This window comes from Aquitalea sp. S1-19 (genome assembly GCF_024343515.1).
The window spans coordinates 1-15,687 of record NZ_RJTZ01000023.1 but is presented as its reverse complement, the minus strand read 5'-3'; the positions used below and the strand labels follow the sequence as shown (position 1 = coordinate 15,687).

Annotated in this window: 12 protein-coding genes; 8 read left to right on the top strand and 4 right to left on the bottom strand. The window is 59.7% G+C overall.

Annotation, left to right across the window (positions count from 1 at the left end; all coding sequences use genetic code 11):
* Nucleotides 1-37 precede the first annotated feature (37 nt).
* Nucleotides 38-2,854 carry a valine--tRNA ligase gene (locus EGI20_RS05550; protein WP_498630331.1) on the bottom strand — a complete coding sequence of 939 codons (2,817 nt, stop codon included), beginning with the start codon at nucleotides 2,852-2,854 and terminating at the stop codon, nucleotides 38-40.
* 289 nt (nucleotides 2,855-3,143) lie between these two features.
* Here EGI20_RS05550 and sstT point away from each other — a divergent pair, with 289 nt between their 5' ends.
* Nucleotides 3,144-4,379: a serine/threonine transporter SstT gene (gene sstT, locus EGI20_RS05545; RefSeq protein ID WP_498630329.1), complete on the top strand. Its 1,236-nt coding sequence runs from the start codon at nucleotides 3,144-3,146 to the stop codon at nucleotides 4,377-4,379.
* Between the two features lie 209 nt (nucleotides 4,380-4,588).
* Here sstT and EGI20_RS05540 read toward each other — a convergent pair whose 3' ends face one another.
* Nucleotides 4,589-5,413, bottom strand: coding sequence for an SDR family oxidoreductase (locus EGI20_RS05540; protein ID WP_498630327.1), 825 nt, complete (start codon nucleotides 5,411-5,413; stop codon nucleotides 4,589-4,591).
* A gap of 97 nt (nucleotides 5,414-5,510) precedes the next feature.
* Between EGI20_RS05540 and EGI20_RS05535 the strand changes: the two genes are divergently transcribed.
* The 6 genes from EGI20_RS05535 (at nucleotide 5,511) to EGI20_RS05510 (ending at nucleotide 11,636) form a co-directional block, all read left to right on the top strand.
* On the top strand, nucleotides 5,511-6,488 hold the full coding sequence (locus tag EGI20_RS05535; RefSeq protein WP_498630325.1) for a TerC family protein: 978 nt from the start codon (nucleotides 5,511-5,513) through the stop codon (nucleotides 6,486-6,488).
* Between the two features lie 103 nt (nucleotides 6,489-6,591).
* A complete protein-coding gene (locus EGI20_RS05530) occupies nucleotides 6,592-6,825 on the top strand; it encodes an exodeoxyribonuclease VII small subunit (protein WP_124734316.1) in 234 nt (77 codons plus the stop codon).
* A complete protein-coding gene (locus EGI20_RS05525; RefSeq protein WP_498630323.1) occupies nucleotides 6,815-7,711 on the top strand; it encodes a polyprenyl synthetase family protein in 897 nt (298 codons plus the stop codon). Before EGI20_RS05530 ends, EGI20_RS05525 begins: the two co-directional genes overlap by 11 nt.
* Before the next feature lie 10 nt (nucleotides 7,712-7,721).
* Nucleotides 7,722-9,581 carry a 1-deoxy-D-xylulose-5-phosphate synthase gene (dxs, locus tag EGI20_RS05520; protein WP_498630321.1) on the top strand — a complete coding sequence of 620 codons (1,860 nt, stop codon included), beginning with the start codon at nucleotides 7,722-7,724 and terminating at the stop codon, nucleotides 9,579-9,581.
* 15 nt (nucleotides 9,582-9,596) lie between these two features.
* Nucleotides 9,597-10,874, top strand: a complete 1,278-nt coding sequence (locus tag EGI20_RS05515) for an MgtC/SapB family protein (protein ID WP_498630319.1) — start codon at nucleotides 9,597-9,599, stop codon at nucleotides 10,872-10,874.
* Nucleotides 10,875-11,051: 177 nt separating this feature from the next.
* Entirely contained in the window at nucleotides 11,052-11,636 is a 585-nt protein-coding gene (locus EGI20_RS05510) for a hypothetical protein (RefSeq protein ID WP_498630317.1), read from the top strand.
* A gap of 79 nt (nucleotides 11,637-11,715) precedes the next feature.
* On the opposite strand, the gene typA is transcribed toward EGI20_RS05510, so the two are convergent.
* A complete protein-coding gene (typA, locus tag EGI20_RS05505; RefSeq protein WP_498630315.1) occupies nucleotides 11,716-13,524 on the bottom strand; it encodes a translational GTPase TypA in 1,809 nt (602 codons plus the stop codon).
* Nucleotides 13,525-13,681: 157 nt separating this feature from the next.
* Between typA and EGI20_RS05500 the strand changes: the two genes are divergently transcribed.
* Nucleotides 13,682-14,596 carry a hypothetical protein gene (locus tag EGI20_RS05500; RefSeq protein WP_498630313.1) on the top strand — a complete coding sequence of 305 codons (915 nt, stop codon included), beginning with the start codon at nucleotides 13,682-13,684 and terminating at the stop codon, nucleotides 14,594-14,596.
* Between the two features lie 144 nt (nucleotides 14,597-14,740).
* Here the strand turns inward: EGI20_RS05500 and EGI20_RS05495 are convergent.
* Nucleotides 14,741-15,687, bottom strand: a 947-nt coding sequence (locus EGI20_RS05495) for an NAD(P)H-quinone oxidoreductase (RefSeq protein WP_498630311.1), incomplete at its 5' end; no start/stop codon positions are given.

The following is a 15,687-nucleotide window of genomic DNA, read 5'->3' as shown; positions in this document are numbered from 1 at the left end:
TAACAGCGGGGGCTTGCTCAAATGCAATGATCGGCTATTAAGCCAGCTTCACCAGCTGCGCCTTCAGCTTGTCCAGCTTATCGCTAAATTCGGCCAACTGAGCCTTATCACGCTCGACCAGATGCGCCGGCGCCTTGTCGATATAGCCCGGCTTCTCCAGCTTGCCGTTCAGGCGTGCCAGTTCGGCTTCGGTTTTGCCGATTTCCTTGTTGATACGCGCGCTTTCGGCGGCCTTGTCGATTTCCACCTTCAGCATCATGCGTGCATTGCCCGAAATGGCGACCGGTGCATCGCTATCGGCCGGCAATGCGGTGACAATCGACGCTTCCGAAATGCGGCACAACAGCTTGATATAAGGCAGGAAGTCGGCGCAGTCGTCGGCACCTTCGACAAACAGCGGCGCTTTCACCGCCGGGCCGAGGTTCATTTCGCCGCGCAGGTTGCGCACCGCGTTGACCATGTCCTTGAAAGCGTCCATGCGCGCATTGGATGCGGCATTGATTTTTTCAGGCACAGCCACCGGCCAGGCAGCGATCACGATAGATTCGCTGTTCTTGGCGTTGGCCAGCGGGGCAACGGTCTGCCACAGCTCTTCAGTGATGAACGGCATGATCGGGTGGGTCAGACGCAGCGCGACTTCCAGCACGCGCACCAGGGTGCGGCGGGTGGCGCGTTGCTGCGCTTCGTTGCCGTTTTGCAGCTGGACCTTGCTCAGTTCCAGATACCAGTCGCAGTACTCGTTCCACACGAACTCGTAGATCACCTGCGCGGCGAGGTCGAAGCGGTAGGTTTCCAGCGCCTGAGTGACATCGGCTTCGGCCTGCTGCAAACGGCCGATGATCCACTGGTCGACGAAGCTGTATTCCAGCGGCAGGGTTTCGTCCTGGCCGCAGTCCTTGCCCTCGACGTTCATCATCACGTAGCGGGTGGCGTTCCACAGCTTGTTGCAGAAGTTGCGGTAGCCTTCGGCGCGCTTGAAGTCGAAGTTGACCGAGCGACCCAGACTCGCGTAGCTGGCCATGGTGAAGCGCAGCGCGTCGGTGCCGTAGGCCGGGATGCCTTCGGGGAACAGCTTTTCGGTGGCCTTGGCGATCTGCGGGGCCTTTTCCGGGCGGCGCAGGCCGGTGGTGCGCTTTTCGGTCAGGCGTGGCAGGTCGATGCCGTCGATCAGGTCGACCGGGTCGATCACGTTGCCCTCGGACTTGGACATCTTCTTGCCTTCGTGGTCGCGCACGATGCCGTGGATGTAGACGTCCTTGAACGGAACCTTGCCCAGGAAGTGGGTGGTCATCATGATCATCCGGGCAACCCAGAAGAAGATGATCTCGTAGCCGGTGACCAGCACCTGCGACGGCACGAAAGCTTTCAGTTCCGGCGTTTCGTTCGGCCAGCCCAGGCTGGAGAATGGCACCAGTGCCGACGAGAACCAGGTGTCGAGCACGTCTTCGTCGCGGCGCAGGGTCTTGCCCGGCGCCTGTGCCTGCACTTCTTCCAGCGTGCGGCCGACATAGGCCTTGCCGTCTTCGTCGTACCAGGCCGGGATCTGGTGGCCCCACCACAGCTGGCGGCTGATACACCAGTCCTGGATATTGTTCATCCACTGGTTGTAGGTGTTGACCCAGTTTTCCGGCACAAAGCGCACTTCGCCCGATTCCACCGCGTCGATGGCCTTCTGGGTGATGCTCTTGCCGGTAGCATCGCCCTCGCCCACCTTGGTCATGGCGACAAACCACTGGTCGGTCAGCAAAGGCTCGATCACCGAACCGGTACGGTCGCCGCGCGGCACCATCAGCTTGTGCGGCTTGGTTTCCACCAAGAGACCAGCGGCTTCCAGATCGGCCAGCATCGCCTTGCGGGCTTCGCTGGTGGACAGGCCTGCGTAGGCGGCCGGCAGGTCGAAACCGCCCTGCGCCGTACCGTCAAAGCCGAACACCTGTGCCTTGGCCAGCATGGTGGCTTCCAGACTCATCACATTGATCAGCTGGGTGTTGTGGCGCTTGCCGACCTGATAGTCGTTGAAGTCATGCGCAGGGGTGATCTTGACGAAGCCGGTACCGAAGGCGGCATCGACGTAGTCGTCGGCAATCACCGGGATGGTGCGCCCGGTCAGCGGCAGCTCAAGCTGCTTGCCCAACAGATGCTGGTAGCGCTCGTCGCTCGGATTGATGGCGACGGCGACGTCACCCAGCAGCGTTTCCGGACGGGTGGTGGCAACCACCACCACGTCGTCGGAGCCAACCACCGGATAGCGGATATGCCACATCTTGCCGTCTTCTTCCTCGGAAATCACTTCGAGGTCGGACACGGCGGTAGCCAGTTTCGGGTCCCAGTTCACCAGACGCTTGCCGCGGTAGATCAGGCCCTGTTCGAACAGGCGCACGAAGACTTCGGTCACCGCGGTCGACATCTTGTCGTCCATGGTGAAGTATTCCTTGTCCCAGTCCACCGAGCAGCCGACGCGGCGCATCTGGCTGGTGATGGTGCCGCCGGACTTTTCCTTCCACTCCCACACCTTGCCGATAAACGCGTCGCGGCCCAGGTCATGGCGCGATACGCCCTGCTCGGCCAGCTGGCGCTCGACGACGATCTGGGTAGCGATACCGGCGTGATCGGTGCCCGGCACCCACAGCGTGTTGTCGCCCTTCATGCGGTAGTAGCGGGTCAGGCCATCCATGATGGTCTGGTTGAAGGCATGGCCCATATGCAGCGTGCCGGTGACGTTAGGCGGCGGCAGCTGGATGCAGAAAGAAGGCTTGGAGGTATCCATGCTCGGCTTGAAGTAGCCGGCCTGGTTCCAGGTGTCGTACCAGCGGCGCTCGATGTCGCCCGGTTCAAAGCTTTTGGCAAGTTCCATGGTCGTGTCAGGTGTCTAGTGAAAATGCGAAAAAATGACGCCGATTATAGCGCACCGCAGCGTGCCCCGTCTTGCCGGCACAGCGGACACACCATGTCGCGTGACGACTTGTCTTATAGGCGACAAAAAACAATCTAATGTATACAGGCACTTCCAAGCCATGCACTTTTGCGGCTAGACTGGCCTTCCCATCCATCTGGAATCAAGGCCGGCACAGTCCGGCCATCCGGAGAACGACAACAACAGGCTTGCGCCGCCATGCTGCACAAGCCGGGTACAAAGGAAAAACATGCATCGCCTGATCCGCTATATCACCCATGGCTCGCTCGTCAGCCAGATCCTGCTCGGCCTCGTCGCTGGCGTGGTCCTCACCCTGGTGGCACCGGAAGCCGCCAAATCGGCAGGCCTGTTGGGTTCGCTGTTTATCAGCGCCCTGAAAGCCGTGGCACCGATACTGGTGTTTGTGCTGGTGGCCGCTTCCATTGCCAACCATAAAAAAGGCCAGCCCACCCATATCCGTCCGATTCTGGTGCTGTACCTGCTTGGCACCTTCTCCGCCGCGCTGGTGGCGGTGATGATGAGCTTTGCCTTTCCGACCATGCTGACGCTGGTTTCGCATAGCGGCGAACTGTCGCCACCGGGCGGCATCACCGAAGTCCTCAAGACCCTGCTGATGAATGTGGTCGACAATCCGGTCAATGCGCTGCTGACCGCCAACTTTGTCGGCATTCTGGCCTGGGCCATCGCACTGGGGATTGCGCTGCGCCATGCGTCGGACACCACCAAGCTGGTGGTGCATGACCTCAGCTACGGCATCACCTTTATCGTGCACATCATCATCCGCTTTGCCCCGCTGGGCATTTTCGGTCTGATTGCCTCCACGCTGGCCACCACCGGTTTTGGCGCTCTGTGGGGCTATGCCCAACTGCTGGCGGTTCTGATAGGCAGCATGCTGCTGGTGGCACTGGTACTCAACCCACTGATCGTGTTCTGGAAAATACGCAAAAATCCGTTCCCGCTGGTTTTCACCTGCCTGAAGGAAAGCGGCATCACCGCCTTCTTTACCCGTAGTTCGGCTGCCAATATTCCGGTGAACATGGAACTGTGCGAGAAGCTGGGCCTGCATGAAGATACCTACGCGGTCTCCATCCCGCTGGGCGCCACCATCAATATGGCCGGCGCGGCCATCACCATCACCGTGCTGACGCTGGCCGCCGTTAATACGCTGGGTATCGCGGTAGATGTGGCGACCGCACTGCTGCTCTCCGTCGTTGCTGCCGTGTGCGCCTGCGGTGCATCCGGTGTGGCCGGCGGCTCGCTGCTACTGATCCCGCTGGCTTGCAGCCTGTTCGGCATCTCCAACGATATCGCGATGCAGGTGGTCGCCGTCGGCTTTATCATCGGCGTGCTGCAAGACTCGGCCGAGACCGCGCTGAATTCGTCCACCGATGTGCTGTTCACCGCCGCCGCCTGTATCGCAGGTGAAGACAAGCTGCCATCCGGCGCAATCAGCAGCCAGAGCTAAGAACCTGTTCACGATTTGCTGCGCGTCAGCGATACGGCGTTAAAAACGGCTTCGAAATGCTCATGTACCGTATGTACACTCCGCCTTCTCAGCCGTTTTCGCCTTGTCTCGCGCTAGCTCGCGAGATCGTGAATACGCTCTAAGCGCCAACTATCAGAAAAACGCCCCGTCAGGCTCAGCCTGACGGGGCGTTCTGCATAGCAAAATGCTCAGGCGGCGCGCCCGAGCAGCGCATCCAGTACCCGCGTCGGCAGGATGCGCTTCAAAAACCAGAACAGATGGGTCGGCACCGTCACCCGGTAACGGGCTGCGGGCCGCTTCGCCGCTAGCGCCTTAAGCACGGCATCCAGCACCGCCGACTCGGGCAAGGTAAACGGCGCAGCCGGGCCCGGCTTTTGCAGCCGCGCCAACTGCGCCTCATAAGCCGCGCGGTGGCAGCTTGCCTCGATATCGATATTCTGCAGAAATTTTGCCAGTGCATTAGGACGAAAGCGGCTGACAATCGGCCCTGGCTCGATCAGGCTGACATGGATGCCGCTACCCAAGAGCTCCAGCCGCAACGTGTCGCACAAGCCCTCCATCGCATATTTACTGGCGTTGTAGGCCCCACGGTACTTCATCGCGGCAAAGCCCAGTACCGAACTGTTATAGAGAATGCGGCCGTGTCCTTGAGCGCGCATGGCCGGCAGCACGGCATTCATCAGCTCCCACGCGCCAAACAGATTAGTTTCAAACTGCGCACGCATGGCAAAGCGGCGCACATCCTCGCAAGCACCGGGCTGGCCGTAACCGGCATTATTAAATAGTGCATCCAGCTTGCCGCCGGTGCGGGACAGCACTTCAGCGACACAGGCATGGATGCTGGCGCTGTCATCCACATCCAGATGAAGCGCCTCCAGCCCTTCGCCGGCAAGGCGGGCTACATCTTCGGCCTGACGGCAGGTGGCAAAAACACGCCAGCCACGGCTTTTAAGGCCATGCGCCACCGCATAACCGATGCCGCTCGAGCAGCCGGAAATCAGAATAGTTTTCATCTCTTTACAATCTATGCATTTTTGCTACTAGCCAGAGCGCGCACACTACACCAAAATACGCCTTTGCTGCACAAAGCATTCACACAGGAATTTCACTATGCAACAGGCCATGCCGGATATCGGCTCGCCCTTTTTCTACGGCGTATTTTTCATCGCCGTGCTTATCATGCTGGCGGTCGACATTGTCGCACTCAATAAAAAAGGCGCGCACAAGGTGGGCGTCAAGGAGGCGCTGGCCTGGTCCTGCGTCTGGGTCACGGTTGCGCTATCGGTCGCGGCCTGGCTGTACTGGGATCTCAAGCTGGACCCGGCCTTCGGCCCGGCCATCGCCCATGAGAAAACGCTGGAGTTCCTCACCGGCTATGTGATCGAAAAATCGCTGGCAGTCGACAACATCTTCGTGTTCCTGATGATTTTCGCCTACTTCAAGGTGCCGCCCGAGTATCAGCGCCGCGTGCTGGTCTATGGCGTGTTCGGCGCCATCATCCTGCGTGCGGTCATGGTCGGCGTGGGCGCGGCACTGGTAAAGGAATTCGCCTGGGTGCTGTATATCTTCGGCGCCTTCCTGGTGTTTACCGGCCTGAAAATGATGCTACCGGAAAAGGAAGAAGCAGCCGACCTGGCCGACAACCCCATCCTCAAGTTCCTGCGCCGCCATATCCGCATGACCGACCAGATGCACGGTGAAAAATTCTTTATCGTCAAGGATGGCCTGCGCTACGCCACACCGATGTTCCTGGTGCTGGTGATGATAGAACTGTCGGATGTGGTGTTTGCCGTCGATAGTATTCCGGCTATTTTCGCCGTTACCACCGACCCGTTCATCGTGCTGACTTCGAATATTTTCGCCATTCTCGGCTTGCGCGCGATGTATTTCCTGCTGGCGGATGTGGCTGACCGCTTCCATCTGCTCAAATACGGCCTCGCCGTGGTGCTGACTTTTATCGGCATCAAGATGTTGATCGTCAAGGTATTCCACATTCCAACGGCGATTTCGCTCAGCGTTGTGTTTGTCGTCATCATCGGATCGGTCCTGCTCTCGCTGGCCTTCCCCAAGCGCGAACACACGGCTTAAGCCACGCGACCGGCAGCCGCAGGCAACGCCCCTTGCTAGGCAGGACAGGGCGTTGCCCCTACAATAGGCGGCAAAATCGTATTGATGCACAAGGAATGACGAAATGGCCAGAGCCGCCAAAACCGCTGCCAGTTTCGAAAGCGCCCTCGCCCAGCTGGAAGAAATCATTCAGGCCATGGAAAGCGGCGACATGCCACTGGAGGGCGCGCTGGCGTCCTACAAGCAAGGTACCGAACTGATCAAGTTCTGCCAGGCCAAGCTGGCCGACGCCGAGCAGCAACTCAAAGTATTGGAAAACGACGAACTCAAGCCGCTGGTCCTGCCCGATGCAAGCTGAAAATTTTAGCCACTGGATGACCTGCGTACAGCAGGAGATGGAGCTGACGCTGGCCAGGCTGTTGCCGGATGCCGCCCACGCGCCGCAAACCCTGCACAGTGCCATGCGCTACAGCACGCTGGAAGGCGGCAAGCGTGCCCGGCCTTTACTGGTCTACGCCGCTGGCGAGCTGTGCGGTGCCAGCGCAGACAATCTGGCGCGCATTGCCGCTGCTGTCGAACTGGTTCATGTTTACTCGCTGGTGCACGACGATATGCCGTGCATGGACGACGATGTGCTGCGCCGCGGCAAGGCGACCTGCCATGTGGCGTTTGACGAGGCCACTGCGCTGCTGACCGGCGATGCCTTGCAAACCCTGGCCTTCGATCTGCTATCGCAGCCTATGGCAGACATAGAACCCGCCACCCAGCTTGCGCTGGTGCAGACACTGGCACGCGCGTCGGGCCACGCCGGCATGGCTGGCGGCCAGGCCATCGACCTGGCCAGCGTCGGCCTGGAGCTGTCGCTGCCCGAGCTGGAATATATGCACCTGATGAAGACCGGCGCGCTGATTCGCGCGGCGGTCATGCTGGGCGCACAAGCCGGCACGCCTTTAACGAGCGATGAGCTGGCGCGGCTGGACCACTTCGCCAAGTGCATCGGCCTCGCCTTTCAGGTGGTCGACGATGTGCTGGATGTCGATGCCGATAGCCAGGCGCTAGGCAAAACGGCCGGCAAGGATGCCGCCAACGATAAACCGACTTACGTCAGCCTGATGGGACTTGCCCGTGCACGCGAATTTGCCCGTGAACTCTCCAGTGATGCCTTTGACGCGCTCGAACCCTTCGCCGGCAAAGCCGCAAGACTCAGGGAGCTTGGCCGCTACATCGTCGAGCGCTCTTTCTGAACAGCAACAGATGACCACAACTGCCCTGCTTGACACCATAGACACGCCGGCCGACCTGCGCCGCCTGACACGCACCCAGTTGCCGCAACTGGCACGCGAGCTGCGCGCCTTCCTTTTGGACTCGGTCAGCCAGACCGGCGGCCATCTGGCCTCCAACCTGGGCAGTATCGAGCTGACCATTGCCCTGCACTATGTATTCAACACACCGGACGACAGGCTGGTCTGGGATGTGGGCCACCAGACCTACCCGCACAAGATCCTGACCGGACGGCGTGCCCGCATGGGCAGCATGCGCCAGAAAGACGGCCTCGCAGGCTTTCCCAAGCGCGAAGAATCGCCCTACGACACCTTCGGCGTCGGCCACAGCTCCACCAGCATCGGTGCGGCACTGGGCATGGCGGTGGCCGCCAAGGCACAGAAGATAGACCGCAGCTGTGTGGCCATTATCGGCGACGGCGCACTGACCGCAGGTCAGGCCTTCGAAGCGCTGAACAGCGCCGGTGCCATGGACACCAATTTGCTGGTGGTGCTTAACGACAACGATATGTCGATCTCGGCCAATGTAGGCGCGCTCAACAACTATCTGGCCAAGCTTTTGTCCAGCCGCTTTTACAGCAGCGTGCGCGAAGGCTCGAGCAAGGTGCTGGGCATTGTGCCGCCGGTACGCGAGCTGGCAAGCAAGGTCGAAGAACACGTCAAGGGCATGCTGACCCCGAGCACCCTGTTCGAGGCTTTCGGCTTCAACTATATCGGCCCGATAGATGGCCATGATCTCGACACGCTGGTCGAGACGCTGAAGAACATCAAGAGCCTAAAAGGCCCGCAATTCCTGCACATCGTCACCAAGAAGGGTCAGGGCTACAAGCTGGCGGAAAAAGACCCGATCGCCTATCACGGCGTCTCCCGCTTTGACCCGGAAAGCGGCCTCGCTGCCGGCAAAAGCGGTGGCAAGCCCAGCTACACCCAGGTATTCGGTGACTGGCTGTGCGATATGGCGAAAAAGGACCACCGTCTGGTCGGCATCACCCCGGCCATGAGCGAGGGCTCGGGCATGGTGCGCTTTGCGCGCGAGCATGCCGAGCGCTTCTTCGATGTCGCCATTGCCGAACAGCACGCGGTCACCTTCGCCGCCGGCATGGCTTGCGACGGCATGAAGCCTGTGGTCGCCATCTATTCCACCTTCTTGCAGCGCGGCTATGACCAGCTGATCCATGATGTGGCGCTACAAAACCTGCCAGTGGTGTTCGCCATCGACCGCGCCGGTCTGGTCGGCGCCGACGGACCGACCCATGGCGGCGCGTTTGACTTGTCCTTCCTGCGCTGCATTCCAAACATGACGGTGATGGCGCCATCCGACGAGAACGAGTGCCGCCAGATGCTGTATACGGCCTTCACCCTCGACACCCCGACCGCAGTGCGCTATCCGCGCGGTGCCGGCTGCGGCGCCGAAGTCATCAAGGACATGTGCGCTCTGCCGCTGGGCAAGGGGCGCCTGTTGCGCGAAGGCAAGTCTGGCATCGCCATTCTGGCTTTTGGCAGCATGGTCACGCCGGCGCTGGCTGCGGCCGAAGCGCTGGACGCCACCGTCGCCGACATGCGCTTTGTCAAACCACTGGACGCTGAACTGGTGCGCACGCTGGCGCAAGGCAACAGCCTGATCGTTACCGTGGAAGAAAACGTCATCATGGGCGGCGCGGGCTCGGCCTGTATCGAAGCCATGGAAGCCGCTCAGCTTGCCACGCCAGTCTTACAACTGGGCCTGCCCGACGACTTTGTCGACCATGGCGACCACGCCCAGCAACTGGCATCCTGCGGCCTTGACGCTGCCGGCATCGAAGCATCCATACGCTTGCGGCTCAAACCGCAATAAAGACAGGGCGCAGCCATGGTCGATATACCCATCAACCACTGGCTGCGCCTTGCAGGCACCCCGTTCGAAACCCTGCCCTTATTCGCCACCAGCATTGCCATCGGCCTGTTTATCGGCATCGAGCGCGAGCGCAAGTCCGACACCATCGCCGGCATCCGCACCTTTGCCCTGACCGCCTTTCTCGGCACTTTGCTGGCCATGCTGGCGCAGCGCACCCAGACCCTGTGGCTACCGGCTATCGGCCTGATTCTGGTCGGCAGCCTGAGCTTTCTGCCCTCGCCTCCCGAGCGCCTGCGCGACTCGCGCACCACCACCCAGGCCGCGCTGTTTATCAGCTACGGTCTTGGCATACTGGTCTGGCACGAGGAAGTCCGGCTGGCCATCGCGCTGGGGGTTCTGACCACCTTGCTGCTTTATCTCAAACGCGAGCTGTCCAGCCTGTCGCACGAACTGTCGCGGCGCGATCTGTTGTCCATCCTGCAATTTTGCGCGCTGACCTTTATCATTTTGCCGCTGCTGCCCGACCAGAATTTCGGCCCTTACCGCGCCTTCAACCCGTATCAGGTGTGGCTGCTGGTCGTGCTGATCGTGGGAGTCGGGCTGGCCGGCTTTCTGGCGCTGAAGATTTTCGGCACCCGCTTTGGCGCCACCATACTGGGCGTGATGGGCGGACTGGTTTCCTCCACTGCCACCACGCTGGTCTATGCCCGCGAAGCGCATGCCCGCCCGGCATCGCTGGCACTGGCAAGCCGGGTCATTCTGCTGGCCAATCTGGTGCTGTTTGCCCGCCTGACACTGGTGACGGCCGTGGTCATGCCCTCGGCCTTGCAGGCCGTGGCCACCTTGCTGCTGCCAGCCTTGCTATTAGGGCTGATTGCCACCGCGCTGATGCTGCGCGGTGGTGATGCACCGCATCCGCAACACACGCCCGAACTGCAAAACCCGACCCAATTGCGGCTGGCACTGGGCTTTGCCGCCCTGTTTGCGCTGGTGCTGTTTCTTAGCGCCTGGCTTAATGATCTATTCGGCAGCAAGGGCGTGTATTTTGTGGCCCTGATCAGCGGCCTGAACGATGTGGATGCCATCACACTGACGCTGTACCAGATGCTGGGCAAGGCACAGATAGACGAACACAGCCTGATCGTCGCCATGCTGCTGGCCATCACCGCCAATAGCGCCTTCAAGTTCGGCCTGATTGCTTCCCTTGGCGGGCGCACGCTGGCGCTGCGCTGCCTGCCGACCTTTGCCGCTACCCTGGTCGGCATGACCGCCGGCCTGCTGATCCTGCTCTAGCGTCATCCAGCTGTCCCCCGTAGTGCATTGCCAGCAAATTAGATTTTGCGCACCTTCAATTCATGCCTTATAAATAATACGAGCTGGGTAATTCATAAAGCCACTCACTTGTGTCGGCTGATAGCTGGCATTTAGGCAATCAATCCGTCAAGCGCCATACCCGAAGAGGAACTACCCATGCAACTCAAGAAAATACTCAGCGCATTGCTGCTGTCGCTAATGGCCAGTATCGCGATGGCTACCGATGCCGGCGTTGCCTTTGCCACACTGCCGGGTAAGGCCATCGTCGCCGGCGAGCTGAAGCTGGAGGCGACTGTGACGGCCATCGATACCGCCACACGTACCCTGACCCTGCAAGGGACGAACGGTCAGTTGCGTCAAGTCGTAGCCGGCCCCGATGTACGCAACTTTGCGCAAATCAGGGTGGGCGACAAGGTTCAGGCTAAACTGCTCGAGGCGCTGACACTGGAACTCAAAAAGGGCGGCGCTGGCGTACGCACCCGCGTAGACACCGTGGAAGCGGGTCGTGCCGAAGAAGGCAGCGCACCAGCTGGCGTGATCGCAAAGAAGACGACCGTGATGGCGGATGTGGTCAAGGTAAACCTCAAAGCCCACACCATCGAACTCAAGGGAGTCTCGCGCAAGCTGACGCTGAAAATAGAGGATCCGGAGCAGCTCAAGCGGATCCAGGTAGGCGACCAGGTCAAGGGCACTTATATCGACGCGCTGGGCATTTCCCTGATTCCACAGGCGGCAAAGTGATGCGCACATAACCGGTCCTCTGCCCGGATATGAAAAAACCCGGTTCATTGAACCGGGTTTTTTTGCATCACCGTAACGATCAGGCGTTGCGGTTCTTGCGGCGCTCGTGCTCTTGCAGGAAGCGCTTACGCATACGGATGTTTTGCGGCGTGATTTCAACGATTTCGTCGTCGTCGATGAATTCGACAGCGGACTCGAGCGTCATCTTGATCGGCGTGGTCAGACGCACGGCTTCGTCGGTACCGGAAGCACGCACGTTGGTCAGCTGCTTACCCTTGAGCGGGTTCACCACCAGATCGTTGTCGCGGCTATGGATACCGATGATCATGCCTTCGTACAGCTTGTCGCCTGGCGACACGAACATACGACCGCGATCTTCCAGCTTCCACAGGGCGTAAGCAACAGCCACACCGTTATCCTGCGAAATCAGCACACCGTTGTGACGGCCAGGCATATCGGCTTTAGCCGGTGCGTAGTCATCAAACACATGGCTCATCAGGCCGGTACCACGGGTCATGGTCATGAAGTCGCCCTGGAAGCCGATCAGGCCACGCGCAGGGATATGGTATTCGAGGCGGGTACGGCCATGGCCATCGGATTCCATATTGGTCAGTTCGCCACGGCGACGACCCAGTTCTTCCATTACGGCGCCCTGAGTGGTGTCTTCCACGTCTACGGTCAGGTTTTCATATGGCTCGCACTTCTCGCCATCGATGTCCTTGAACACGACACGCGGCTTGCCCACGGCCATTTCAAAGCCTTCACGACGCATGTTTTCCAGCAGAATGGTCAGGTGCAGTTCACCACGGCCGGATACGCGGAAGATGTCCGCGTCTTCGGTGTCTTCCACACGCAGCGCAACGTTGGTCAGCAGCTCTTTGGTCAGACGGTCGCGAATCTGGCGCGAAGTCACAAACTTGCCTTCGGTACCGGCCAGTGGCGAGGTGTTCACCATGAAGTCCATGGTCAGGGTAGGCTCGTCCACACCCAGAACCGGCATGCCGACAGGGGCATCACGGTCGCAGATGGTCACACCGATACCGATATCGTCCAGACCGGAGATGGTGATGATGTCGCCGGCTTCGGCTTCTTCAACCGGCACGCGCTCCAGACCCTTGAAGCCCAACACCTGGTTGATGCGGCCTTGTGCAACCTGCTCTTCGTGGTTCATTACAACCACAACCTGACCCGGCTTGATACGGCCGTTCAGTACGCGGCCCAGACCCAGACGACCGGTATAGGTCGAGTAGTCGAGTGCGGAAATTTGCAGCTGCAGCGGAGCTTCAGGGTCGCCCGAAGGGGTAGGCACATGCTTGAGCACGGTTTCGAACAGCGGACGCATATTGTCCGACTCTTCTTCCAGTTCCAGCTTGGCAAAGCCGTTCAGGCCGGATGCGTAGATAATCGGGAAGTCGAGCTGCTCGTCGGTCGCGCCCAGCTTGTCGAACAGGTCAAACGTCTGGTCAACCACCCAGTCCGGACGTGCGCCCGGACGGTCGATCTTGTTGATCGCCACGATAGGACGCAGACCCAGTGCCAGTGCCTTCTTGGTCACAAAGCGGGTCTGTGGCATCGGGCCTTCAACGGCATCCACCAGCAGCACAACACCGTCTACCATGCCCAGTACGCGCTCTACTTCACCACCGAAGTCGGCGTGTCCCGGAGTGTCCACGATATTGATGTGTACGCCTTCATATTCGATGGCAGTATTCTTGGAAAGAATGGTAATGCCGCGTTCTTTTTCGAGGTCATTGCTGTCCATAACACGCTCGACAACCTGTTGGTTGTCGCGGAAAGTGCCGGACTGGCGAAGCAATTGGTCAACCAGAGTCGTCTTGCCATGGTCAACGTGAGCGATAATAGCGATGTTGCGAATTTGTCGGGTCATTGTCTCTGCTTATACAGAAGTGGGGCGAAAAATTAGGGGGCGATGGTATCACGCATCGCGCGTTTCCCCAAATTTTCTATTCGCGTCAGGCAGATACCTGATCCGACATTAGATCCGGATACGCTCTGACACCCCTAAAAAACACAGGAAAAACATCATGTACGACTGGAATGCCCTTTGGCACCAACACGCAGGTTACCGTAGCGGTTTCAACCTCAAAACCCACAATCTGGCCGCCACCCAGGACATCAACACGCTGGCGGAACAGCTATCCGCCCGCCTGATCAAACCGGCCAAGAGCGAACACGACGTGGCCGTTTACGAAACTGACGGCCTGTTCATCCTTGCCGGCCACAATGACGGCTTGCAGTTACTGGAACTGAAAAAACACGAGATGTTCGACATCACCCTGCACTTTGTGACCGAAGGTGACGACAGCGAATGCGCACTGCCTTGCATCGAAGTCATGGTAGACAATCTGGCCACGGGCGAAAACAGCCACTGGCGTACAACGGTGAGCAAGGACAAGGATGGCAACATCCTGATCGGACGTGAAAAACTGGGCAGTGGCCTCGCGCCCATGATGCCGTTCGACGAGTTGTCCTTTACCGACAATGCGCGTTTTCGCGATGATCTTTATCACGCCTGGCAGCAGGAATTGCCTTTGCTGGCACCGGAAATCGAAGCGTGGTTCGATCCTGCGCGCGTGGTTGCCGCAGCCAGTGCCGCGCATGAGGCTCAAGCGGCCACAGACAGCCTGCATGGCGAAATGGATGCACGCACCCACGAAATGCTGGAGCGCTACGCAGAAATCATCCGCCGCGAGCAATTGCTGTTGTCGCGCCGCTTTGCCGACAACGAGCTGCAACTGATTGCTGCCGTACTCAAGGGCATACACTTTGAAGGCGCATCGGCTTGCCGCGGCCTGTGGCTGGCGGTAGAGGCGCGTATTCTGGATGAGGATCTGGATCACGAGCATCAGGTGGATGCCGAAGCCCTGCTGAGCAAGCTCAAGGCACTGTCCTACACCCAGGAAGTCGCCCTGATCGAGGCGCTGGCACCCGCCGCCTGATATAGCCGGAGTCAAGTACACCTCACTTGCTCCGGCCAAAAAAATGGGCGACGTTGCCGTCGCCCGAATCCCATCCATACCAAATCAGAAAGCCTCATGCCTTCCGAGTAACAAGATAGCCGATAATAATTACAAAAGCATTAATTACGACACATCCAGCACCACTTTCCCCAGATTACTGTTGCCTTCCATATACAGATGCGCATCCGCCACCGCCGATAGCGGGTACACACTGTCCAGCGTTACCCTCAATTTTCCGTCAGCCAGTGCCGGCAAAATCGTCTCTTCCAGCGCCCGCGCCAGACGCGCACGCACCACCAGTGGCTGGCTGCGCAGCGTCGAACCCATAATGCGCAAACGCTTGACCAGCAGCAGCCCCAGATTCAGCTCAGCGCTGCGCCCGCCCATCACGCCTATTACCACCAGACGCCCGTCCGGATTAAGACAGGCCAGATTCTCGCGAAAATAACTGCCGCCTACCGGATCCAGAATAACATCCACCCCGCCCTGCGCCTTAAGCTGCGCGGCAAAAGCAGTGTCACGCCGGCCATTGAATACCTGAGTCGCCCCCAGGCTGCGGCAAAATTCCAGCTTTTCATCGGCACTGGCACTGGCCAGCGCTTCGGCGCCTAACAGGCACGCCAACTGTATGGCGGCAGAGCCGACACCGCTGGCACCGGCATGCACCAAAAAGCGCTCTCCGGCTTGCAAGGCCGCCACTTCCACCAGATTAAGCCATGCGGTCATCCACACTTCAGGCAGGCTGGCCGCCTCCGCCCAGCTCATGGCATCCGGCTTGGGGATAGCCAGCGCCTCATCCAGCAAGGCATAGTCGGCATAACCGCCGCCCTGCAACAGACCAAATACTTCATCGCCAGGCTGAAAGCGCGACGGGCCGTTAATCTCGTCTACCACGCCGGCGACTTCCAGCCCCAGAATCGGCGATGCCCCGGCAGGAGCCGGATAATGCCCTTCGCGCTGCACAATATCGGCACGATTCAGCCCGGCTGCCATCACCCGCACCCGCATCTGACCGGCTGCCGGCACCGGCTTTTCGACCATGGAAATGGCCAGCGTACCGACGCCGCCCG

Bases quoted from the DNA above. Each gene is read 5' to 3' on its own strand.
- EGI20_RS05530 (WP_124734316.1), top strand. From the start codon at position 6,592: ATGGCCAGAGCCGCCAAAACCGCTGCCAGTTTCGAAAGCGCCCTCGCC.
- EGI20_RS05515 (WP_498630319.1), top strand. From the start codon at position 9,597: ATGGTCGATATACCCATCAACCACTGGCTGCGCCTTGCAGGCACCCCG.
- sstT (WP_498630329.1), top strand. From the start codon at position 3,144: ATGCATCGCCTGATCCGCTATATCACCCATGGCTCGCTCGTCAGCCAG.
- EGI20_RS05510 (WP_498630317.1), top strand. From the start codon at position 11,052: ATGCAACTCAAGAAAATACTCAGCGCATTGCTGCTGTCGCTAATGGCC.
- EGI20_RS05525 (WP_498630323.1), top strand. From the start codon at position 6,815: ATGCAAGCTGAAAATTTTAGCCACTGGATGACCTGCGTACAGCAGGAG.
- EGI20_RS05550 (WP_498630331.1), bottom strand. From the start codon at position 2,854: ATGGAACTTGCCAAAAGCTTTGAACCGGGCGACATCGAGCGCCGCTGG.
- EGI20_RS05540 (WP_498630327.1), bottom strand. From the start codon at position 5,413: ATGAAAACTATTCTGATTTCCGGCTGCTCGAGCGGCATCGGTTATGCG.
- EGI20_RS05535 (WP_498630325.1), top strand. From the start codon at position 5,511: ATGCAACAGGCCATGCCGGATATCGGCTCGCCCTTTTTCTACGGCGTA.
- dxs (WP_498630321.1), top strand. From the start codon at position 7,722: ATGACCACAACTGCCCTGCTTGACACCATAGACACGCCGGCCGACCTG.
- EGI20_RS05500 (WP_498630313.1), top strand. From the start codon at position 13,682: ATGTACGACTGGAATGCCCTTTGGCACCAACACGCAGGTTACCGTAGC.
- typA (WP_498630315.1), bottom strand. From the start codon at position 13,524: ATGACCCGACAAATTCGCAACATCGCTATTATCGCTCACGTTGACCAT.